Raw genomic sequence first — 21,258 nt, forward strand, 5'->3', positions numbered from 1 at the left:
AGAACACCACCGCAACGACCAGGAGCCTCGCCTCGTTACACACCCCCGCTGACCTGCCATTTCACCCCACAGAGACAGGATGAAAACGGCTCAGTGATTGCTTATGCCTGGTCCCAAAGGGTGCAGCCGAGGCTGAGGTAGCCGAGGCCCGTGAGGCGCTGGACCTGTGGTCCAGGTGAAGAAGTTCCTGGCCGAGTCTCGCCGCAGCGGTCCATGTGGTGGGTCATCAGCTGGTGGTCATGAGTCACGCACGCGTGCCAGGGGCGACGCCACTGAGATTCGGGGTCTCGGTCATCAGGCGACCTCCCCGGCGAGCTCCTGGACGCGGTGGACCCGCAGAGGCTGTGCGACGGCAGGGGCTTCCGCCCGCACGGCACGTCTCCGTCCCGTCCCGAACAGGTCTCCGGCCTGGGTGCGGTGTCAGGCGCGGGCACGTCGGCGACGCCCAGGGCGGCGGCCTCCTCCCGGCCGAGCTCGCTCTGGACCTCGCTCTCGCGTTCCACCCCGCCGTCCGCGACGACCAGGGCCAGGTGGCCGCGACGCTCGTCCGGCTGCGTGAGAACACCCGCGGCGGCGACATCGCCGCCTTCATGGCCGACCTGCCCCTCGAGGAAGCCTCACATACCCGTTGGATCGACGGAGCGCAGCACACGCGGCGGCGGCGGCGAGGCCTGGTCACCAGAGACCCTGCGTATTTTCCTGTGACCACGGCGTCGGCCCGGGCGTCCTGTCCGCCCGGGCCGGTTCAACCGATCACGGACCGCGCGAAGGCAACTGCGCCGGCGAAGGCGCCGCCAGCAGCCAGTACCGCGACAGCCCATGCGTTCCCTGCCAGCACGGTCAACACGCCAGCGGCCACGGCAATCTGCGTGCCCAGCATCAAGATGACCGCGGCCCGTACAGTCATCAGCGGTTCCTGTGATCGGTCGGACGGCGTGCTCACGGAAGCTCCTGGAGCATCTCGCGCCTGCGCCATTCCTTGCCGAGGCGGTGCAGTTTGCGTCGGGTCCGCTCTCCTTGAGCCTCATCCTGCTGCACCAGGTCCGATGCTTCAGGCCACGTCAGGGGGTGGTTCTCCGACCAGGCGCGGACCAGAGCTTGTTCCTGCTCGTTGAACTGTCCCGCCACGTAGCGCACCGGAGCGGTCTCGAACCGCTGGGCCCAGGGAACGAGCCGGGGGATCACCAGATCCTCCGGCCCGGGCACGGCGTCCGGTTGCTCCCATCCCTCCGGGATGTATCCGATCGGCGCACCGTGGATCTGGTGATCGCGTTCAAAGTCGCAGCCCTGGCGGGCGTACCGGACCAAGACCCTGCGCACCGACCGGTCGTCAGTGAGGTCGGCCTCCTGCTCCCAGGCGCGTTCGACCATCGCCACAGCCAGGGCCTGGCAGTGATCCTCCTGCACCGGCCACAGACGCAGGCAGCGGCGCAGGAAGTCCTTCATCGGCTCTGTGTCGCCCTTCATGTACGCGTCGAAGGCATAGCGGGCTTCAGCAAGGACGGAGGGCCTCAGCCGCTTCGCCCAGTCGGCGACAGACCGAACTCCGGCGAAGAGGTTGGCCATATGGCCGCCGACGAGGTCCGCCATCGACGGCAGGGTGCGCAGCGCCTCCTGCATCATCCGCGGCACTCCCGCCTGGATGGCGAAGCATGGTGCGAGCGTTTCTGCCATCCTCGCCAGACTGGGCAGCGGAGGCACCAGAGCGGGAAGACCTTCGAACACCGGAGCCAGGGCGAAGTGCGGCTGACGAACGAGTTCACCAAGACCGGCCAGCGGCTGGAAGGCGTCAGCCATCGATGACAGGCGAGCAGCCGATCCCACCAGACTGCTGACCTGCGGCTCGACAACGGACAAGGCCGCCCAGGCGGGGTTGAGTCCGTCCACCAGTCCCAGCGTGCTCACGACCGAGGGCAGTCCGGAGTTCAGGGTCTCGGACATCGAGAGGATCTGGGGCCGGATGCTGGCCAGCGGTGACAGTGCGGCATTGCGGGCCCCCAGTCCGTCCAGCAGCGACTGGCCGGCCATCTCTCCGATGTTGGGTAGCCGGGGAACTGCCAGGTCGATTCCGGCGAAGACCGGGGCGAGGACGAAGCTCGTCTGCTCGGTGAACTTGCTGCGCATTGAGCTGAGACCGAGCAGCGGTTGGATGGAGTCGCTGACGCCAGACCAGAAGGAGGCTGTGTCCACGACGTCAGCCAGGCCGCCGGAGTGCAGGACGGCGTCGTCAAGCAGTGGGAAGGCGCCATGGTTCAGCTCGAACCCGTCCATGGTCAGGTCGGACCTGTCCATCGGCGCCGCGGGTCCGGCGTCGCCCAGTTCGTCGAGCGCCGCGTTTTCGGGCGAGTCGGGCGAGCTGCATCCCTCCGCTGAAGGAGCGAGCGGCTCTTCTGTTGTCTCGAACGGCACTGCAGCAGGCCGCTGAGCGGCGTCCTCGGGTGCCGAGTCCGGCGTTGAAGCCGCAGGCATCTCGGGCCTCCTTTGTCGCTTGGGTAAGTCTGTTCACCTACCTGCGGCGGGAGAGGGCTGATCCGGCACTCATTTTTCCGACACCTGCTGTGATTCACGCCACACTGCACTGTTGGGCGGCTCCCCCTTCATCAGCCCGGCACTCGCCGCAGGAAGGGCTGGCCGATCATCGCGCTGACACCGCATCACTTCACGTGCCAGGGTCGGCTGTGATCACGAACAGTCGAAATATGGGGGCCTCCGTGGACGCGCGGATGTGGAACGGTTTGGTCGGCGTCGCGAAGGAGACGTACACCGCCTCACTGAGCGAGGGGGTCGTACCACGCCCGCTCATGATGCCGCTGGTGCGCGGCGAGTTGGTCGGGCTGATCTGGGTCCGCCCGCTCAAGGTCGGCCAGGACGCGCTCGCCGGGATCGCCGAACTCGCGAACATCGCCGCGGCGGCCGGCGCGGACGAAGTCGTCCTCGTCTGGGAGACACACGACGTTGCCACCGCCTGCGAGCTGCCGATCGTCGGCCCGGCACCGTGCCTCAACATGGTGCTCGCCACCCCGGCCGGGCACGTCCTGCACCAGTTCCCCTACAGCGAGCGGCTCCTGTCCCGCAGCTCCCAGGGCTGGGCATCGGTCGCCCCGGACTGGAGGCCAGCCCCCGAGCCGCAGCCCTGCGGCGAACTCGTGCCGCCCATCCAGGCCGCAGTGAACTTCTCCTTCACTCCGATCGAGCTGGACCACCCCGACCCGTTCGGCGTCACCGTCGTACTGATGGAAGAGGACGGCTACCGCATCAGCCTGACCGAAGCGTTCGCCCGCTGAGCGGGAGCATGAGAGGAAGGACAATCCGTGCCCCGCAGTCTCGATGACGACGCACCCCGCCGTATGAGCGATGCAGAGGAGGTGCTCAGCGCCGAACAGCAGGAGACCGCCGACAACGAACGGACCACACTGCGCAATCTCCGGCAGATCGTGAGGAACATGGAACGGGGCGTGACCCGCCGCAGACGCAGAAGGTTCCACCAGTTCGTGATGCTGCTCATCGCAGCTGCTTCCTTCCTGACTGGTGCGCTCTGGACGGCGCTGTTCTGGGGCTCCCCTTCTGAGTTCGTCCGCGTCGATATCGTCTGTGGCGCGCTGCTGCTGCTGTCCGGGTCAGCAGCTTTCATGGCAGGGAGGGGACAGGGGAGCGTCACCCTTGGCGAGCTCGAGGAGGCTTTGGAGACCAACCGTGACTCTCTGCGGTTCTTGAGCGCGCTCTACCACCCGACCGTGAAGGAACGGCGCAGCCTCTACCGGGAGGACGTCGCCGGCGTCATCGAGCAGCACCGGACCGATAGCCGCAAGTACCGGCGCGTCCACAACACGCTGCAGAACCTCATCATGATTGGTTCCGCGTCTACGACGGTCGTCGCGGCTCTGGACACGCGTAACCAGTACACGTGGCAGAACATCACGATCGTGTCCATCGGTTTCACCGTCACAGTGGCAGCCGCTTTCACCGGCTATTACAAGTACCGCGAGCGCAGCTACTTCCTGCTCCAGACCGCTGACGCCATCGAAGAGGAGGCCAATGCCTTCACCCTTGGCGTCGGCCCCTACAGCGACTTCGGCGCGGACCAGGAGCAGCAGGCCCTGAAGCTGTTCACCCAGCGGGTCGAAGAACACCGGAACGAGCAGCGGCGCCGCCAGCAGCAGCTGGACCAGCCTGCCGACCAGGCCGCCCCGTCCGGCCAGCCGCCAGCCGCCTGAGGCCGCACAGCGACTCGCGTCAGCGGCCGCGCTCTCGAGGTGGTCGTGCCACCCCGCCACCAACGGGCGGCGGGGCAGCGTTCATCGCTTGTTGTGCTTCGTCCACGGCTGGCGGGGAATCCCGCGGGCTTCCATCTGGGCGACGACCTTGGCGTGCAACTCGCGCAGCGGCTCCAGTTCGGCGGGCAGAGTCAAGGACGCGATGGTGGCGCCCTTACGCCGGGTGAGGCTTGCGGTCAGGTGCCCGTCGGGTGTCTCCCAGAGGCGCACCGTCAGTGTGCTCCGGTTGGCGTGCACGGGGCCGCTGGCGTTCTGCCGCTCGGTGATCATGCGGGTGAGGTTGCCGTAGAGGCGTTGCAGCGGGCCGGCGTCTCTGGGAAGCGGGACGTGCCGGACGGTGGCTTCGGGACGGGTCTGGTGGTCGGCGGCTCGCAGGACTCCGTAGTGGTCTTTCCACACCCACACCGGGACCGTATGCGCCGCAGGTTTGTTCGCAGCGTCGCTCGGGGCGGTGTCCGGTTTCGCCAGTGTCGTGCTCTGGTCGGTGGGGTGCGCCTGAGCTGCGGGGACGACACCCTTGCGGGCGTTTTCGGAGCGTCGCACCCATCCTTCGACTTCGTGGCGGTGGGATGCGGAGAGGTGCTTGCCTGCCTTGGCGGCGTTCTCGGCAAGGTTCTGCGCGTGCCTGTGCAGCGTCGCCTTCGACATGTGGCGCCGGTTGCGATATCGAAGGTCATAAAGAACGCGGCGTACCGTGTCCGCAGCGACTCGCGCGACCCAGTCCGGCGTCTGTCGCTTCTCGCGTTGTGCCTCTGCCGCTTCCCGTGCCCGGGTGCGAGCGGCGATGAAGGAGGCGGCGGCACCGGCGATGCGGTTCTCGTCGTCGGTGCGTTCGTGCGCTTGAGTCGCGTTGACGCGGGTCAGCAGTTCGCGGGCCTCCGTGACGTGTGCTTCGGCCACGGCCTGGTCCAGTCGCTGGAACAGCTCGCGCCGGACGTCGGCTTGTCCCTGAAGCCACAGGTGCGCCTCCCGTACGGCGTCGTCGAGTTCGGCTCGCCTTACCGCGCTCACGCCGCTCAGGTCGGCTATGTCGTTGCAAACCCGGGTCACGACGACGACGGCGTCGACTTTGCGTGCGTTGGCCAGCTGGCGCAGCAGCACCTGTGCGCGAGTGTCGGCGTCCGGTTGCTTCTTGGGCTTCGTCGCAGGCCAGCGTGATGGCGGGGTGGCGGTACGGGAGCGGATGATGCGTTCCACAGCCGGGGTCGTCAGGCCGCGCTCGGTCATGTAGCAGTCGTCCAGCGTGAACCATTCGGTGTCCCGGGCGAAGGCCTCGGTGCCGATACGAACCCGCCGCGCGGTGCCGTCGCTGTCGAGCCGGATCCGGTGCACGTACCAGCGGCGGATCAGGATGTCGCGCTCGACGGGAACAGTCTGGGCGAGCACGGGCTCGAGGCCGGTGTCCCATGCCGGAGGCACTGCGTGGTCCAGGTGTACGCGCAGGGCGCCACGCGACCAGTGGACGTCGATGACGGAGCCGAGTGGTGCGCCTTCGGGACGGGCGTAGTCGAAGTGAGCGTCCTCGCCGCTGGCGTCGAGCCAAGCTGCGGCCGCCGATTTCACGTACAGGTGATCGGCGCTGTTCACGCCGCGGGCATGGCGGCCGCAGGCGTGCGGCAGACCGTCCGGATCCGCGTAGTGCGCGAAATGGCAGACCTTGTCGGTGTAGAGCTTCGTGGTCAGCTGCCCGCCGCATCCTCCGAGCAGCGTTCCGCACCAGAAGGTGCGTCCCTCGTAATGCCGTCGGAAGGCATCCAACTCGATGGCCTCCATTGGCAGCATGAGCGGCTCGTCCGAGTCCGGGCCGCCCAGCACCGCTGTCTGGATTCGCCGTCTGTCTGTAGCCACGCGCTCCCCCTCTTGCCGCCCCACCTCAGATTTTCACAGTGAGGTTCGCCAGCCAGGGCGGGCCGAGTCTCCTGAGTGCCGTCGCGACGCACGACGGTGATGTCTGAGGCCGGCGGCCGGGCGTACGACGGGAGCTCCAGTGCGGCAACGTAGGACTGCCGCTTCGGGCCGGGCCACTGACGATGCTTCGGGCATACTCGGCAGCGTAGCCACCCGTCACTGCGGGCGGCAGGGTGCGAACTTCCCATACTCCAGGCGGGGTTCAGCCGAACGCGCCCGCTCGTTGGCCCTCATGCCGTCCCGTGCGACCGACGCCCCGCGGCGCGATGCCGGGTCGGTTGGGCGTCATCCCTCGATCCGTACAACGACGAAGAGGTCCCCCGCCTCGCCCCCATTCCTTCCCGGCCAGCCCAGTCCCCTGAGCCGCAGTCGTTGTCCGGCGCGGACGCCTGGTGGAAAGCGAATCCGGTGTGTTGTCTCTTTGAGGACCTCGCCAGTTCCGTGGCACGAGTCGCAGTCCCGCGTGCCTTGCGCACCAGGCGGGGAGGCGCACTCAAGGCAGGGGTTCAGGTCGGTGAGGCGAAGCCCTTTGACTGCGCCGAAGGCTGCGATCTGAGGGCTCACAGCAGATCGGACGTATCGGTCCGGCCCACGGCTGGGCGAGTCCTCGTCGTAGTACCGCCGGTCGATTTTGCGGAGAGTCAGCATGACCTCGAAAGCGTCGGACGGGCGGTCGTCGGGATTCTTGGCCAGGAGCCGTTTGACGAGCGTCGCCAGTTCGGGCGGGATGGCAGGCCGCACTTTGAGCAGAGGAGCCGGCTGTTCGTTGAGGTGCTGGTTGATCAGGTGCCAGGAGTTCCCGATGAAGGGCTGGTGACCGGTGAGCATCTCGTAGAGCACGCACCCGAGCGAGTACAGGTCGGAGCGGTGGTCGAACGTGCCGTTGAAGCACTCGGGTGCCATGTAGGCCGGGGTGCCGATCAGGACGCCGCTGGTGGTGATGTCGTGCCGTTCGTCGCTGCTCTTGGTGATGCCGAAGTCGACCACCGTCGCCTGACCGTCGGAGCGGACGATGATGTTGGACGGCTTGATGTCCCGGTGGGTCAGGCCTGCCCCGTGTGCGGTGCCCAGGGCGTCGGCGATGCAGACGGCCGACCGAACGGCATCAGGCAGAGGCAGTCGGCCGTCCTTCAACACGGCGCTGAGAGGCTTGCCGCGAAGCAGCTCCATCACCAGATAGGCGTGCAGCCGGCCGTCGTGCATGGCGGAGCCGAAGTCGTGGACGGTGACGATGTGCGGATGGGACAGGCCGCCGGCGACCGCGGCTTCGCGGGCAAAGCGGGCCGCCTGCTGGCTACTGTCCGCGCCGCCGTCGCCAGCGAGGACCTTGACAGCCACCAGTCGGTCGACCTTGGGATCGTGCGCCTTCCAGACCTGCCCGAACCCACCCGCACCGATCGCCTCGATCAGCCGGTAGCGGCCGTCCAGCACGGTCCCTGCCCGCACGACTCCCCCTTCTCGGTACGCACCGCGACGCACGGTGGACCAGGCGTGTACCCGTCACGCTACGCCGGGACAACCACCTGGAACAGGGGGTGCTGATCTACCGCGTTTCGGCTCAGGCCGTGGTTCGCAAAGCAGCTGGCGGGCCGATGGCTGGCGTCCCGGCTTCCCGCGCCGCGCGCTCTTGCCGAGCCCGGCGCAGCGCGGCGGCCTCAGTCGCCGCGGCCTGGCGGCGGCGCTGGGCGCGGGCCTGGTCCATCGGGGCCGGAGCATCGTCCGCGCCGACGTCGGGTTCAGGGAACGCCCGGCGCGACAGCGCCCGCATCGCGGCGGTCTGCCGCTCCACTGCCTCCGCGATAGCGGGGTCGGCCAGGGACAGCCGGGCGGCCTGACGGTGGGCCTCGATCGCACGGCGGTAGCCCTCCGGCGGCATTCGGCGCTCCACCGGCACGGCGGGTGCACTCGGCTGCGGGGCCGGGGCGGCTGCCGCGGTGGCGGGGCCGGCCTTCGCGGGCGCGGGCGCCAGGACGTGAACGGTGCGGACGTTCGCGCCGGACACCTTCTCGTTGGCCGCCGCGATCAGCTTCGGGGCTTTCCAGCGCAGCTGCGTGCCGTACGCGGGCGCGTCGGGAGTGACGTCCAGGCGGCCGGTGTCCGCGTCGAAGCCCAGGGCCTGGACGTGCCCGGCGAGCTCGGGCGCGGCCGCGGCGAGGATGTCGTCGAACTGGGCGAGGACGCTGCCGCCGGCGGCCGGGGCGACCATGCCGCGCTCGGTCATCATCATGCCGATCGCCGCACCGAGCCCGAGCGGCTCACGGCCGTCGCGGCGTACGACGGTGCCGGTGCGCCGCTTCGCCTTCTTCGTCTGGGTGGTGCCGTTCTTCTTCGCCGCCTCCCTGGCCGCGACCAGGGCCTGGCGCGCGAGGTCGACCCCGCTCGGTTCGGTGCTCACGCGATCACCGCCCCGGCGTCGCCGTCCAGCGGGCGCGCGGCGAGCTCCGGCAGCCTGTCCGTCCACGGCGCGGCCACGGCCGTCTCGGTGGGGGCGGCGTGGTGCTCGCGCAGCTGCTCCAGCCGCGTCGCCAGCAGGTACCCGGCCACCCGTTCCCGGGCCGCGTCGGCAGCCTTCGTTGCGGCGGCGACGGCATCCGCGCCGGTCGGGTTGTGCTGGAACCAGGGACGGCCCTGCTCAGCCTTGAACGCCCGCCGGGCCTCGGCTTCGGCCTCCTGGGTCCGGCCCAGCATCGCCAGCGCGGTGGCCTGGCACTCCTGGACGGCCTGCCGTGCGGTCTCGAACGCGGTGAACGCGTACGCGTCCCTCGCGACCTCCGGATCGGCCTCCAGGGCAGCCACGTCGGTGATCTGCAGGAACTCCTCCCACGCGGCGGCGATGCCGCTGCCGATGGCCGTCCGGGCCCCGGCCGTGACGGTCGCGACGTCGCCCGGGTCGGACAGGTCGGCGGAGCCGGCCGCCGCGAGGAGACCGGCCTCACCGATCAGGGTCTCGGTCTGACGGCGGTGGTCGCACGCCTCGCACAGCCCGGCCGCCTGGTCACGCCCGCAGTCCTCGCACGGCAGGGCCTGGCGCACCGCTTCAGCGGCCGCCGCCTCCTGGCGCTCGCGCTCCGCCCGCTCCCGGGCAGCCGTACGGGCGGCATCGCGGCGGGCCTGCTCCGCACGGGCCTGCTCGCGGCGCCACACGAGGTCCTCCGCCTCGATGGCCACCTGCTCCCGCAGCCGCTCCTCGAGGACCCGGCGGCGCTCGCGGTCACCCAGGCCGGGCAGCTCCCGGTCGATCTGCGCCGCGATCTTCGCGCGGCGGGCGCGCCGGATGTGCACCACGTTGCCGCACATCTCGCAGTCAGCGCCGGTGTCCAGCCGGATCCCGTCGTCGCAGCGCCGGTCCGTGCACGCCTGTCGCTGCACGAGGCCCTTGCGGATCAGCCACCCATACGGCTTATCGACCAGGGCCTCGCCGCCGGTCTCCTTCAGCCGGTCGGTGAGCCGGTCGGCCAGCAGCCGCGGCCCGCCGCCCTGGTGCTCCAGCAGGCCCTCCAGCCGCTTGATCTCCGCATCCGCGGCCGCCTGCACCTGGTCCTGCTGCCAGCCGGAAAGCTGCGCCCACAGTCCCGCGACCGGCCCCAGCGCCACCTGCAGAGCAGGACGAGCCGGAAGGCCCACCCCCCGCTGCTGCTGCGCCTTGTCCCAGCCCACGGCCTTCGGCCGGCTACCGGCACCAGCCCCGGCAGCACGCTGCCCACCCCGCTCATCGACCCGGGACTCCTTCGGCTGTTCCCCGCGAAGCGGGCCGTCGTCAGCCATCGGCGACACCGAACCGGCAGCGGCGTCCTCGCCGTCGACGGCCTGGTCCTCGCCCGCGCACGCGCGCTCCGGCCGACGACCTTCACCCCCACGGCCTTCGCCGGAAAAGCCACCAGAGAGAGCGGGGGAAGAGACGGGAGTAACCAGGTGAGGGTGGTCAGTGTGAAGGGCTGCCGCAACGTCGGGCTCTGCAACGTGCGCCACATCCGTCACCGGCACGCCGCTGACCTGCGGTTCCGTCTCCAGCTCCGGCGCCTCACCAGGCCCTGCCGCATCGTCGGGGTCTGAAAACTCGGGCTCCAGGGCTTCCGCACGGTTCTCCTGGACGTCGTCGCCGACCGTACGGCCGTGCGCGACGGCGACCGCCGGCACCATCAGCCGCGACCGGTTCGCCAGGCCCGAGCCCGTCTTCAGCCGCACCCGCAGCACCAGCTCCCGGTCCTCCAGGCGCGACAGCACCCGCTCCCCCGCCGACGCCGTGCACCCCAGCAGCCGGGCAACCGTTGCCGCGGCCCGGCCGCGCTTGGTGTCCACCGTCCCGCCGCACTGCCGCACTCGCCCGGTCTCCCGCGCCTCCAGCACCAGCAGCAGCAGCGCCAGACGGTCCGTCGCTGCCCCCCGACCGGTACGCGTACCGATCAGCCCGGCCGGAGTCACCCGGCCGTCCTTGTGCTTCCAGCCCGGCGCCATCACGGCCTCCAGCAGCCGCTGCAGCGTCGCGTACTCCTTCTTCGCCAGATTCAGCGGGTGCCCGACGACGTCCTGCACCGCCCACAGGGGCAGCACCTTGCACTCCAGGCCGATGTCCTCGCGGTACTCGCCCTTCTCGGTCTCCACCGACACCACGCCCGAGCGGCGCAGCATCGGCACCACGTCGGAGGCCGTGTAGGACGCGGACATGCCGATCCACCGGCCCAGCTCGGAGGTGTGGATCCTCACCACACCGGTCTCAGACGGCGTCCGCGACGCCAGCACCAGCACCGCCAGGCGCACCGCGTCCGGTGCACCGTCCAGGCTGGCCAAGTCCAGCAGCGTGCGAACCGCGCCACCCAGACGGGCGCGGGCATCCCGCCCGAGCGACAGCGGATGACCCGCCGCCCGCTCCGGGACCGGCCCGGCCGGTACGGACAACTCCGTACGAGGGCGCGCGAACGCAGCGGCCCGTGCCGCCATGGCGCTCATCGGCCCACCGCCCCGAGAGCAATGGGCACCACCAGAGCCGAAGCCGTCTGCATCGTCATCGGGCCGGTGTACACGCCAAAGCGGACACCCCTCTGAGCAGCCGGAACACGCGATTCGTCATCCACCCGCTGACCCTCCACCGGGCGGCCTGTGGACAGAGGACGCAGAGCCCCGATCACCCCCGGCGCTCCCGCCCGGCGGGCAACAATCTTGGAAACCGTCCCGCCACACGGGAAGCCGCCCCTACGGGCGCCGCCATCGACGGAGTTGTTGAAGACCTCCGCGAGGGGGTGCATGAGCGGGGCGTCCGACGCCGCGATCGAGACCTTCGAGGACGCTCCGAAACCGCTGCTCTTGTTGCTTCTTACCGAAAATCTAACTTTTGTTACAGAACGGCAAATGAGGTGCGAAGAGGATGCCGATCTCGTCACACGGGACGGTCGGCATGCCTGAACCGGTGTGAAACGGACAGGGCCAAGCTGACAGGGGACACCACTCTCGGGCACTATGAGAACGACCGCCTTGATGTATCACTCGGCGTATCACCGAGTGTGTTTCAGCAGATGGGTGGGCGCGCCCCCTCCGGGAGGAGCGGGTGACCGGACGAAGAACCTGAGGCGAGTCCTTTCTCTCCTTGCGTGATTCGGACGGACGGTCTGCGGAGCCCTTGGCAGGGACCCTGCGGAACGGATTGCAGAACCCCCTGGCAGGGGTCCTGCGCTTGTTGTTGGCCCATGAAGGGCCGAACTGGTATCTGCAGCTCGCTGAGCTGCGGTTCAGAACCGGCTGGCACCGGGATCTGAACGCCCGCACTGGAGGGATCCAGGCGGTAGACGGGCCGCGCGAGGCCGAAGGAGGGCGGCAACCCTCTTCTGGTGCGCGCGGCCGGTGGCGGTTACGTCACCCCGACCCCCTCGATTCCGATGGCGGAGTCGGCATGCCCGAAAGGGGGCTCGAGATCAGGTCTCATCCGGCACCTCCTGAAGGGCGGACGGGTACTTCCCGGCGAGGCGACGGAGGAAGTGCGCGTACTTCAGACGATTGCCGCGGTGGGGCTTGGTGAGCCCTGCCTCCCACCGCGCGACTGCAACACGCTTGACGCCGATGGCGTCGGCGACCTCGGCTTGGGTGAGACCAGCAGCGACACGCAAGCGCTGCCGGACGTCAGGTGCTGGGAGCGTGTCGTCATCCACCAGGGCATCAACTCGACGCAGCGGATCCGACATGCCAGCCTCCAGTCTAGAGAACAGTCCCTGAAAAGATACACGAAGTGATCTCCAGAACTGCACTCCATTCGGTGCCCGGTAGTCTCCGTGCCCGTGTCTCGCCTTGTGTTCTTCGACTTGGACGGCACGCTGGTCGACCGTCAGACGGCGCTCAGCGACGCCGTGACCGGCCTTTGCCGTTCCCGTAGTCTCCCTCCGGCCGCCGATCAGTGGCTGCGCACCCAGCTGGCCGACCGCGCGAACGCCGCCGACTTCGCCCGCCTGCGGGAATCCTTCGGCCTGGAAGTGTCGGCCGCGGACCTGTGGCAGGAGTACATCGACCTCATGGCGGCCTCTGTTACCTGCCGCCCCGAGGTCCTCGAGGGCCTGGCCCGCCTGCGCGCGGCCGCATGGACGATCGGCGTCGTCACCAACGGGGCTGGCGACATCCAGCGTGCCAAGCTCGCCGGGACCGGCCTCGCCGACCTGGTCGATGGCGTCGCCGCCTCGGGCGACCTGGAGATTCGCAAGCCGGACCGGCGCCTCTTCGAGCTCGGGGCCACGCGGTGCGGCGTCGACCTCGCGGGCGGCTGGATGGTCGGCGACAACCCGACCGGAGACATCGGTGGCGGCCACCAGGCCGGTCTGCGCACCATCTGGCTGCGCGGCCGCCCCTGGCCCGAGGGGCTCCCCGACGCGCACCGCGTCGTCGACGACGTCACCGACGCCATCACCATCCTGCTCAATGAGACGGAGTAGCACCGTGGACCAGCCGACCGTCGGCATCCTCCACCCCGGCAGCATGGGCGCCGCCGTCGCTGCCTGCGCCGCGACCAACGCGGTAGAGGTCTTGTGGTGCGAGACCGGGCGCAGCGTCGCGTCCGTGGAGCGAGCCGCCCAGTTCGGGCTGACACCCGTGGCCACCCTGTCCGAGCTGCTGGACCGCAGCGACATCGTCATCAGCCTCTGTCCGCCGGCCGCTGCCGAGGACTTGGCCCGTGACGTCGCCGGGCACCGCTTCGCAGGGGTGTACGTGGAGGCGAACGCCATCAACCCCGAGCGAATGAAGCGGATCGCCGCGCTGCTCGGGCACGGCGCGACCGTCGTGGACGGCGGCGTCGTCGGCTCCCCGCCGGTCGGCGGCAAGACGCCGACCTTGTACCTGTCCGGCCCGGCTGCCGCGACCGCGCGCCTCGAGGCACTGTTCGCAGGCACTGCCGTTCGGACTGCGGTGCTGGGCCCGGAGGTGGGGAAGGCGTCTGCGCTGAAGTTGTCGTACGCCAGCTTCCAGAAGACCAGCCGGGCGTTGGTGGCGCTCGCGGTCGGGATGGCGCGCGAGCACGGCGTCGACCAGGAGCTCATCGCGGTCGCCTCCCGGCGAGCCGACTCGTACCTCTCCGAGCCGCGGTACGTCGCCAAGACCGCCGCGCGCGCCTGGCGCTGGGGTCCGGAACTGGAGGAAGCTGCCGACGCGCTTGAGGCAGCCGGCCTTCCGCCGGAGATGCTGCGCGCGGCGGCGTCCACGCTGGCACGGTGGAACGACGCCAAGGACGACGGCTCGCTCACGCTCACCGACGCCTTGGACCGACTCGCCCAGCCGTAGCCTGCGCTCATGCCGTCGCCGCTCCCGCCCGCTGCGCCAGCAGCTGGTCGATGAGCCGCGCCGAGTCCTGCGGGGCCGCCGCCGTGGTGTCCACCGTCAGGTCCCAAACCATGCCCGGGTGCGCATTCAGGTCCTCGCGGGTCGCGTCCCATGCTGCCAGGCGCGCTGCGGTGTCGCTGTCGCCGCGCCCCGCCGATCGCTGCTCGGTCACCTCGCGCGGGCACCACAGGAGCACCACCGACCAGTCGGCCGGGTAGCCGTTGACCAGCGCCCGGATGCCGTCGACCTGCCCGAGGTGCACTACGGGTACCCCGACCGCGAACGCGGCGTCGATGCCGGGCCGGTCGATCGCGTACGTGTTGCCGTACCGGGCGTTCGCGTAGACGACGTCGCCCGCGGTCTCCAACTCGTGCAGATGCTCCGCCGTGCCCATCCGGTAGCCGGCCGACTTGCCTGTCCCGACCTTGAGCCGCGCGAACTGTGCGTACTTGGAGTTGAGTGCGCTGAGCGCGGCGGTGACAGTGTCCTTACCCGAGGCCGGTGGGCCGTACAAGATCAGGCCTTGACGTCCGGTCATGCGTACATCGCCCCCATCGCCTGCCGGGCCTGGTCCGCGAGTGTGACTGCGGTCCCCAGCCGGTTGTCGACGACCAGGTGCGGTACAGCTGGGCGCAGGCCGAGGTCGATCGTGGCCATGTACTCCTCCCACCGCTGGAGCTTCCATGCGTCGCGGGCTGCAGAGCGGAAGGTGATGTACTCGCGCATCGACTCCTCATCGCAGCGCACCCAGACGGGGAAGACGTCGACGCCCATGGAGGCGGCCCGGTTGGACAGGCGCTGCATCCAGTCCGGGTCGGTCATTTCCGCGATGAACGGGGCGGTCAACACGGTGGAGATACCGCACTTGATGTTGGCCATGGCCGACTGCATCAGGCAGTCGTACTCCACCGGCCGGACCTTCTCGCGGTAGAGCTCGGTGTGCCGGTCGTTCGCGTCGCCGCCCAGCGCGACCAGGAGGCGCTCCACGAGCGGGCGGGTGAGCGGGTCTTTGTCGAGCAGCGGCCAGCCAGTGAGCTGAACGAAGAAGCGTGCGAGCTCGGTCTTGCCGCTTCCGGCGAAGCCGCCGACCAGGATGAGCACCGGACGGTGGGGGTCACCGCCCGTGTGCCGACGCTTCCACGCGTCGATGATCCGCTGCTGCAAGTCGAAGTGGTCGGCTTCGCCGGAGCCCGGCGCGATGCGGTGAACGGCTCGCTCAACCGCCAATACATGCGACCCGTTGAGGCGGTCGTCCATCGGTGTGATCTTGAAGGACGTCTCCTCACCAGGCAGGGCGGTTCGGAAGCCCAGGTCGGGCTCAGTGGCCCGGTACAGGAGGCAGTAAGCGCGTCGGTAGTGCGGGCCGGGGTATACCTCGCCCTGCTCGTGCTGCCAGAGAGTCTGCGGATTCGCGGCAGGGATGCCCTTCAGCCTGGCCTGCTCAGCAACCTGACGGAGGCGTTCACCGGCCTTCTCCAGGGTCAGGCCGTGAGCCTCGCGCTGCTCGCGCAGCTTGTCCGGACGCCAGCCCGCTCGGTGCTTCCCCACCCTGTGACCCTCCGTGATCGTCATGGCCGTGAGCCTAGAGCCAGGCCCGCAAATCCCATGTGTACGTAGATGTTGAAAACCCGTGAACACGGGTGTGCACGAGCTTCGACAAGCCTTTGTGATGTTGTGCTGCGGCGCTCGCGAGTGTGATGGCCCCCACAAGACGACCAGTCACGAGGGGGCTCGAAATGGGCGAGGTGGGGCGCTCAGGCATCGAACGCGTACTCCAGCACGTAGGCCGCGCTGTCCATGGTCATCTCGTTGACTTCGACGGCCTCAAGCTCAGCGTCGAAGGCCGTGCGGCACAGCTTGATGACGGGGCGCTCCAGTGGCATGGCCAGCCCTTCGGCCTCCTCAGCGACGGGCAGCCGGCATCGGATCTCTTCGCGGAAATGAGCGGGTGCGTGCCCGATCTCAGCGAGCCGCGCGTACGTGCCGCCTTCGCCGGTGTCCACGCTCATGATCGCTGTGCCTTCGGCCAGGCCAAGAGGCAGGTACGAGGTTGCGAGCATGACAGGCCTGTCGTCCAGCACGAAGCGTCGGGACCGAGCGCAGACGAGTTCGTTCTCGTCAACGTCCAGCATCCGGGCGATGTGCGCTGGTGCAGCCACGGTGTCCACGCGGACGTCGATCGTGACGGGCCGTTCCTCGTCAGCGGACCAGATGGACTTGCCAGCGCCCCACTGCTCCCGTGCGAGTCGCTGGATGCCGTGACGCCGGATCGGGCGGAACTCGATGACTCGAGCGCCGGCGCCCCTCTTCGTCTCCACCAGGCCCTCGATCCGAAGGATCTTCAGTGCCTGGCGGGCGGTAAGCACAGCGACCTCGTACTGGGCAGCGAGAGCGCTCTCGCCAGGCAGCCGATCACCGGGGCCGTACTCGCCGGACTCGATCGCCGCCTTCAGGTCGTCGGCAATCCGCTGGTACTTGGGCCGCTGTTCGCCCGTGTCACTCGCCATACGTCTCCCTACCTCGTTAGCGATCCTACGGCCGCTGGCTATCGAGGAGCCGGCAAGGGCGTCCCGGTGTGTGAGAGAGCCGCCGAGAGAGCCTACCTCGTTAACGTAACTCTTGACATCGCTAACGAGGATCGGTGTACTGAAAGCGCACCGAACCTCGCTAACGAGGTCGGGGTGGGGGCGCCGAAGAGGTGCTGCTTCGCCCTGCCCACTCGCCATCGGGACGTCTCCCGAGCTCAGCACATCCGAGAGGAGCACCACTCCATGAACGTCATCTCCCGCCCCGCCGCCAGCCTCACCACCGAGTACTTCGACGCCGAGACGCTCGCGCTGCTGGACGAACTGGACGTCGGGGTCCCCGAGTTCGGCGGGGTCGACCTGGACGTGTCCTTCGGTACGCCGCTGGAGATGTACGAGGACGGCTCCCTCCCCCACGAGCAGCTGGACGGCCTGGACATCACCGCCGCCATCGCCGCGATCGAGGCCCGCGAGAGCCGACTGCTCGCCGCCCGCGACATCGTCGCCACCGACCCGATCGCCACCGAGCTGGTGCGCGAGCGCCTGGTCGACGTGCTCCTCCCCTACGCCGCGCAGCTGCGCATCACGCCGCTGGCCGCCGCGGCGCCCCTGCCGCTCGCGGCCTGACCCACTGCCCTTCGGCTCTGACGGCTCCCATCGTCGCCACCTCGAGTGGCGGCGGTCGAAGCGGCCAGATTCACCGACCGCCTAGCCCCCGGAAAAGCCGCACCAGCACCACGTGGCTGGACCGGGGAGTGACCGTTCCTTGAGAACCGAAGACGCGAAAGCCGGTGTGACGACTGCCGCCCCTGACCAGGCAACTGGCCGGGTGTTGCGCGTAAGGGTGAACCGGGCCTCAGTCCTTGCGGGACTGGTGACTGACGCGTCAGAAGGGCACGACCGGAGCCAGAATCCCGGTCACCGTGAACGGCGGTACGAGGCGGGGAAGTGAGAGCGACCCTTCTTCGTGCCACGGAGCGGCAGCAAGGCAGACCACGGTCTGCTTCGGCTGTCGCGTGGGCCGAGCGATCACCCTCCCCCGCAGCACCTTGCGGCGGTAGCGCGACGACAGCCCCCAGCCGGTAAGCGGAACATCGCACGACCCGGCGGGTGAGCCAGTGGTCGCGGGCACTCCACCTCCCGGTCGAAAGGTGGTCAGCGCGGAAGGCAGAAGGCCGCGCACCGCAACACCAAGCACTTCGCAGCCCCGCGCTGCCCAGTCGCCCGCCGCCTGGCCCTCGGGTCGGTCGGTGGGCGGTGGAGAGCGCGGTGGACACCGGCTCTACCAAACGCGACAGCCCCAGGGATCGGACCCCCGGGGCTGTCCAGGACCTGACTCGGAGGACCTGATGCGACACAGCATGACACGCACCGCGCCGCAGCCGCGGGCCGGGATCATCGACGACATCGAGCGCGAGGACGACTCCAAGGGCTACGAGCCCGAGGACATCGCCCGCGTCAACGTCGCCCTGGCCCTCGTTGCCACCGCCGCGCCGGCACTGGCCGGTTGGGAGGTGGCGGCGTGATCACCAGCCTCACCGACGCCGAACGCGAGGCGCTCTCGCAGAAGAACAGGGAGCAGAACCAGCGGTCGGAGGCCAACCGCCGATGAGCGCCCGACCGACCGACGACCTGTTCGTCCGCTACATGAAGGCGTTCGAAGACTCTGCCAAGCACACCGCCGACTGCCCGGCCTGCCAGGGCGAGACGCCGTGTGCGGACGGGGTGCCGATCCACGAGCGGTTCGCCCGTCTCCAGGACGCCTACACCGCACGACAGAAGCAGCGCTGACCCCGGCCCTGCCCGTCGTCCCCGCGCCTGTCCGGGCGGGGCCGGCGGAGAGCGCCGGGAGCTCCCGCCCGCTCCGGCCGTCCGGCCGCCACAACACGCGACAGCCCCGGGGTGGCCGCCCCGGGGCTGACTTCTTGCTCTGGACCTTCTGGGAGGCCCTGATGAATCGCGAGTCCATCGTACGCACCAGCCACGCCCCCTCCGTCGGCCTGCCGGTCAACACCAACTGGCGTGATGCGGGCGCCTGCACGCAGGAAGACCCCGAGCTGTTCTTCCCCATCGGCAACACCGGTCCGGCACTCCTGCAGATCGAGGAGGCCAAGTCGGTGTGCCGCAGGTGCCCCGTCCTGGAGCGCTGCGCCTCCTGGGCGCTGGAGAGGGGCGAGGACCACGGCGTGTGGGGCGGAATGAGCGAGGACGAGCGCCGCCACCTGAAGCGCCGCGCCGCCCGCCGTCGCACCGCTGCCTGATCCGTTCTGGCGGCTGCCTGATCCGCCCGCACCGACCGCTGCACCACGGCGGCCGGGACGGGCGGTGAAGGGGAGCCGGACAGCCCGGACCGACAGTCGAGGGAGGCCACATGGCCACGACGATGACCCCGTTCCAGCCCGGCACGGAAGCCGCCGCCAAGGCCGCCGCGTTCGCGATCTTCGGCAGCGACATCCCGCCGATCGACCCCGACGACTACAACGGCAGCTGGCGCACCACCCTCCACATCATCGCGGAGGAGTGGGTGGGCGAGGGCCGCTTCGAGCAGCACGCCGCCCGCACCGCGACCGCCATCAACGAACTGATCGCCGTCCAGGAGCAGCACGGCGTCGGTTCGCCCCAGGCGCTCACCGCGGGCACCGCGCTCCAGCCGCTGATCGAGCGGTGCCGCCACTTCGGCATCACCACCGACGACCTCCGCCGGCACGGCGCGCAGTTCCCCGAGAGCTGATTTCGTTCCCGCCCGGCGGGAGCGGCAGACAGTTTCGGGTCCGCCCGGCAGCGCTCCCCCGCATCGGCCGCCCGCTCCTCGGGAGGCCGGCCTTTTCGTGCGCCCGGAGCGGGTAGAGCCGGTGCCAGTTTCGTGATCAACCGTCCGCACCGACCGCCGTTTCGGGAACGCACCCCCCGCGTTTCGGGAGCACCGGCCGCCGTTTCGACCCCACCCTGAACGACCCCTTCCGGAGGCCCCCATGACGATCACCGACATGCCGCAGACCGCGGCTCCCGACACCCCCGCTTCGCACCCGCCGGGCCGCGCTTCGGGCGCACCCGAGAAGGTTTCGGGCACGGCCCAGAGCGTTTCGCGAACGGACAAGCGGAAGACGATCAAGCCCACCCGCGACCGGCTGATGACCGCCCTGTCCCTCGTCGCCGCGATCGGCGGAACGCTGGTCGGCGTCATCGGCTTCGCGATGTCCTACAGCACCCTGGCCAAGGTCGCCCTGAGCTGGGGATTCAGCAAGGAACTGGCCCCCTGGTTCCCGGTCGGCGTCGACGCCAGCATCATCGCGTTCCTCGCGCTGGACCTGTACCTGATCCGCAAGGGCACCCCGTGGCCGCTCCTGCGGATGGCCGCGCACGCCATGACCGGCGCGACGATCTGGTTCAACGCCAGCTCACAGGGCCACATCGGCACCGACCCGGTCCAGGCCGCCAGCCACGGCGTCATGCCGATCCTGTTCGTGATCGGCGTCGAGGCCGCCCGCCGCCTGATCATCCAAAAGGCCAGGCTGGAGGCGGGAACGGTCACCGACCGGATCCCGCTGCACCGCTGGATCCTCTCCCCCATCGCCACCCCGGTCTTCTACCGCCGGATGCGGCTGCACAACGTCACCTCCTACCCGGAGATGATCCGGCGCCAGCAGGAGCTCATCGGCTACGAGCAGTGGCTCAAGCGCAAGTACGACGGCGACCTCGGCAAGGCCACCGAGGACGAACTGCTGCCGATGAAGATGGCCCCCCACGGCTACACCGTCGCGCAGGCCCTCGCGATGCCTGAGCAGCAGGAACGCGCTGCTGAGGCCCGCGCGGAGGAGGCGGAGCGCCGGCGCCTGGACGCGGAGACGCGCCGGGAGCTCGCGCGTAAGAAGGCCGAAGCCGACCGGCTGGAGGCGGAGGGCCAGCTCGAGGCCGTCCGCGCCCGGGTGGAGGGCGAGACCGGCCAGGCCCGCGCGCACGCCCGAGCCCAGGTCAGCGCCGCAGAGCGGGCCGCTGAGCTGGAGGAGGCCGCACTGGAGACGGCCGTCATCAAGGAGGCCCGCGCCCGCGAAGCGGAGGCGGAGCGCAAGGAGGCCCAGGAGCGCGAGGCCAAGGCCGCCGCGGACGTCCGCGCGGCGGAGCTGGAGCGCCAGGCGGCGGAGAAGCGGAGGCTCGCGGCGGAGGCCGACCGGGTCGCCGCGGCGGAGGCTCAGGCCATCGAGACAGCGGAGATCGCGGAGGCCCGGCAGCGTGCTGCCGAAGCCGACCGCGCCGCCGCCGAAACGGAGCGGGCCGCTGCCGAAACCCGCCGCCGCGCCGCCGAAGCCGACCGGCTCACGGCGGAGGAGAACGAGCGCAAGGCGACCGCCGACGCGAACACGCAGGCGGCCCGCAAGCGTGAAGCCGAAACCGAGTACGCCGCTGCCGAAGCCCGGCTCGCCGCTGCCGAAGTCGAGCGGCGCGCGGTCGAAATCGAGGACGCCGCGAAGCTGACCTCGAGGCAGCGCGCGGTCCGCAAGGTCGCCCGCCTGGCCCTCGCGGCCGGCCTCCTCCCCGACGGCCTGGCGTACGAGGACATCCAGCACGAACTGTGCGAGCGGATCTCCATCGCCGACATCCAGCGCGAGTTCGACGTGTCGTCCACCGACACCGCCTCCAAGTACCGCCAGGAGGCCGTCGCGCTCATCGCCGGCGGCTACCGCCCCTGATCCACCGTCCGGCACACACCAGTGAGGGCCAGCCCGCGGGATTCGGGCTGGCCCCCGCTGCGACTGCCG

20 protein-coding genes are annotated in these 21,258 nt (G+C 69.9%); 10 read left to right on the forward strand and 10 right to left on the reverse strand.

Annotated features, from left to right (window positions below; all coding sequences use genetic code 11):
• Nucleotides 1–745 precede the first annotated feature (745 nt).
• Nucleotides 746–943, reverse strand: coding sequence for a hypothetical protein (locus tag ACZ6IM_RS39490; RefSeq protein ID WP_469563792.1), 198 nt, complete (start codon nt 941–943; stop codon nt 746–748).
• Nucleotides 940–2,469 (reverse strand): hypothetical protein, encoded by a 1,530-nt coding sequence (locus ACZ6IM_RS39495; RefSeq protein ID WP_469563795.1) that lies wholly within the window; start codon nt 2,467–2,469, stop codon nt 940–942. The genes ACZ6IM_RS39490 and ACZ6IM_RS39495 overlap by 4 nt, the downstream gene beginning before the upstream one ends.
• Nucleotides 2,470–2,723: 254 nt before the next feature.
• Here ACZ6IM_RS39495 and ACZ6IM_RS39500 point away from each other — a divergent pair, with 254 nt between their 5' ends.
• Nucleotides 2,724–3,284: a hypothetical protein gene (locus ACZ6IM_RS39500; RefSeq protein WP_469563911.1), complete on the forward strand. Its 561-nt coding sequence runs from the start codon at nt 2,724–2,726 to the stop codon at nt 3,282–3,284.
• 27 nt (nt 3,285–3,311) lie between these two features.
• Nucleotides 3,312–4,214 carry a DUF4231 domain-containing protein gene (locus ACZ6IM_RS39505; RefSeq protein WP_469563798.1) on the forward strand — a complete coding sequence of 301 codons (903 nt, stop codon included), beginning with the start codon at nt 3,312–3,314 and terminating at the stop codon, nt 4,212–4,214.
• A gap of 81 nt (nt 4,215–4,295) precedes the next feature.
• Here ACZ6IM_RS39505 and ACZ6IM_RS39510 read toward each other — a convergent pair whose 3' ends face one another.
• From ACZ6IM_RS39510 to ACZ6IM_RS39530, 5 genes are all read right to left on the reverse strand, one after another.
• On the reverse strand, nt 4,296–6,122 hold the full coding sequence (locus ACZ6IM_RS39510) for a zinc finger domain-containing protein (protein WP_469563801.1): 1,827 nt from the start codon (nt 6,120–6,122) through the stop codon (nt 4,296–4,298).
• 345 nt (nt 6,123–6,467) lie between these two features.
• Nucleotides 6,468–7,628, reverse strand: coding sequence for a serine/threonine-protein kinase (locus ACZ6IM_RS39515; protein WP_469563803.1), 1,161 nt, complete (start codon nt 7,626–7,628; stop codon nt 6,468–6,470).
• A 112-nt stretch (nt 7,629–7,740) separates the two neighbouring features.
• Entirely contained in the window at nt 7,741–8,577 is an 837-nt protein-coding gene (locus tag ACZ6IM_RS39520) for a DciA family protein (RefSeq protein ID WP_469563806.1), read from the reverse strand.
• Entirely contained in the window at nt 8,574–11,129 is a 2,556-nt protein-coding gene (locus ACZ6IM_RS39525; RefSeq protein WP_469563808.1) for a hypothetical protein, read from the reverse strand. The genes ACZ6IM_RS39520 and ACZ6IM_RS39525 overlap by 4 nt, the downstream gene beginning before the upstream one ends.
• Nucleotides 11,130–12,088: 959 nt before the next feature.
• A complete protein-coding gene (locus ACZ6IM_RS39530) occupies nt 12,089–12,355 on the reverse strand; it encodes a helix-turn-helix domain-containing protein (RefSeq protein WP_469563811.1) in 267 nt (88 codons plus the stop codon).
• 93 nt (nt 12,356–12,448) lie between these two features.
• Here ACZ6IM_RS39530 and ACZ6IM_RS39535 point away from each other — a divergent pair, with 93 nt between their 5' ends.
• Nucleotides 12,449–13,093 carry an HAD family hydrolase gene (locus ACZ6IM_RS39535; RefSeq protein ID WP_469563814.1) on the forward strand — a complete coding sequence of 215 codons (645 nt, stop codon included), beginning with the start codon at nt 12,449–12,451 and terminating at the stop codon, nt 13,091–13,093.
• A gap of 4 nt (nt 13,094–13,097) precedes the next feature.
• The gene (locus tag ACZ6IM_RS39540) at nt 13,098–13,937 is read left to right on the forward strand and encodes an NAD(P)-dependent oxidoreductase (protein ID WP_469563816.1); all 840 of its coding nucleotides are present in this window, start codon (nt 13,098–13,100) and stop codon (nt 13,935–13,937) included.
• A gap of 7 nt (nt 13,938–13,944) precedes the next feature.
• Here ACZ6IM_RS39540 and ACZ6IM_RS39545 read toward each other — a convergent pair whose 3' ends face one another.
• From ACZ6IM_RS39545 to ACZ6IM_RS39555, 3 genes are all read right to left on the reverse strand, one after another.
• Nucleotides 13,945–14,514 (reverse strand): phosphotransferase-like protein, encoded by a 570-nt coding sequence (locus ACZ6IM_RS39545; RefSeq protein WP_469563819.1) that lies wholly within the window; start codon nt 14,512–14,514, stop codon nt 13,945–13,947.
• Nucleotides 14,511–15,548, reverse strand: coding sequence for an AAA family ATPase (locus ACZ6IM_RS39550; RefSeq protein ID WP_307018427.1), 1,038 nt, complete (start codon nt 15,546–15,548; stop codon nt 14,511–14,513). The genes ACZ6IM_RS39545 and ACZ6IM_RS39550 overlap by 4 nt, the downstream gene beginning before the upstream one ends.
• A gap of 182 nt (nt 15,549–15,730) precedes the next feature.
• Entirely contained in the window at nt 15,731–16,483 is a 753-nt protein-coding gene (locus tag ACZ6IM_RS39555; RefSeq protein ID WP_469563824.1) for a GntR family transcriptional regulator, read from the reverse strand.
• A gap of 264 nt (nt 16,484–16,747) precedes the next feature.
• On the opposite strand from ACZ6IM_RS39555, the gene ACZ6IM_RS39560 reads away from it, so the two are divergent.
• The 6 genes from ACZ6IM_RS39560 (at nt 16,748) to ACZ6IM_RS39585 (ending at nt 21,189) form a co-directional block, all read left to right on the forward strand.
• Nucleotides 16,748–17,128 carry a hypothetical protein gene (locus ACZ6IM_RS39560; RefSeq protein ID WP_469563826.1) on the forward strand — a complete coding sequence of 127 codons (381 nt, stop codon included), beginning with the start codon at nt 16,748–16,750 and terminating at the stop codon, nt 17,126–17,128.
• Nucleotides 17,129–17,862: 734 nt separating this feature from the next.
• Complete coding sequence (locus ACZ6IM_RS39565; protein ID WP_469563829.1) at nt 17,863–18,027, forward strand: hypothetical protein; 165 nt, start codon at nt 17,863–17,865, stop codon at nt 18,025–18,027.
• An 82-nt stretch (nt 18,028–18,109) separates the two neighbouring features.
• Complete coding sequence (locus ACZ6IM_RS39570; RefSeq protein WP_437012557.1) at nt 18,110–18,292, forward strand: hypothetical protein; 183 nt, start codon at nt 18,110–18,112, stop codon at nt 18,290–18,292.
• 161 nt (nt 18,293–18,453) lie between these two features.
• Complete coding sequence (locus ACZ6IM_RS39575) at nt 18,454–18,762, forward strand: WhiB family transcriptional regulator (RefSeq protein ID WP_469563831.1); 309 nt, start codon at nt 18,454–18,456, stop codon at nt 18,760–18,762.
• A gap of 110 nt (nt 18,763–18,872) precedes the next feature.
• Complete coding sequence (locus tag ACZ6IM_RS39580; RefSeq protein WP_469563833.1) at nt 18,873–19,232, forward strand: hypothetical protein; 360 nt, start codon at nt 18,873–18,875, stop codon at nt 19,230–19,232.
• A gap of 241 nt (nt 19,233–19,473) precedes the next feature.
• Complete coding sequence (locus ACZ6IM_RS39585) at nt 19,474–21,189, forward strand: DUF2637 domain-containing protein (protein ID WP_469563836.1); 1,716 nt, start codon at nt 19,474–19,476, stop codon at nt 21,187–21,189.
• Nucleotides 21,190–21,258 lie beyond the last annotated feature (69 nt).

Source organism: Streptomyces sp. NPDC042336, assembly GCF_055581985.1.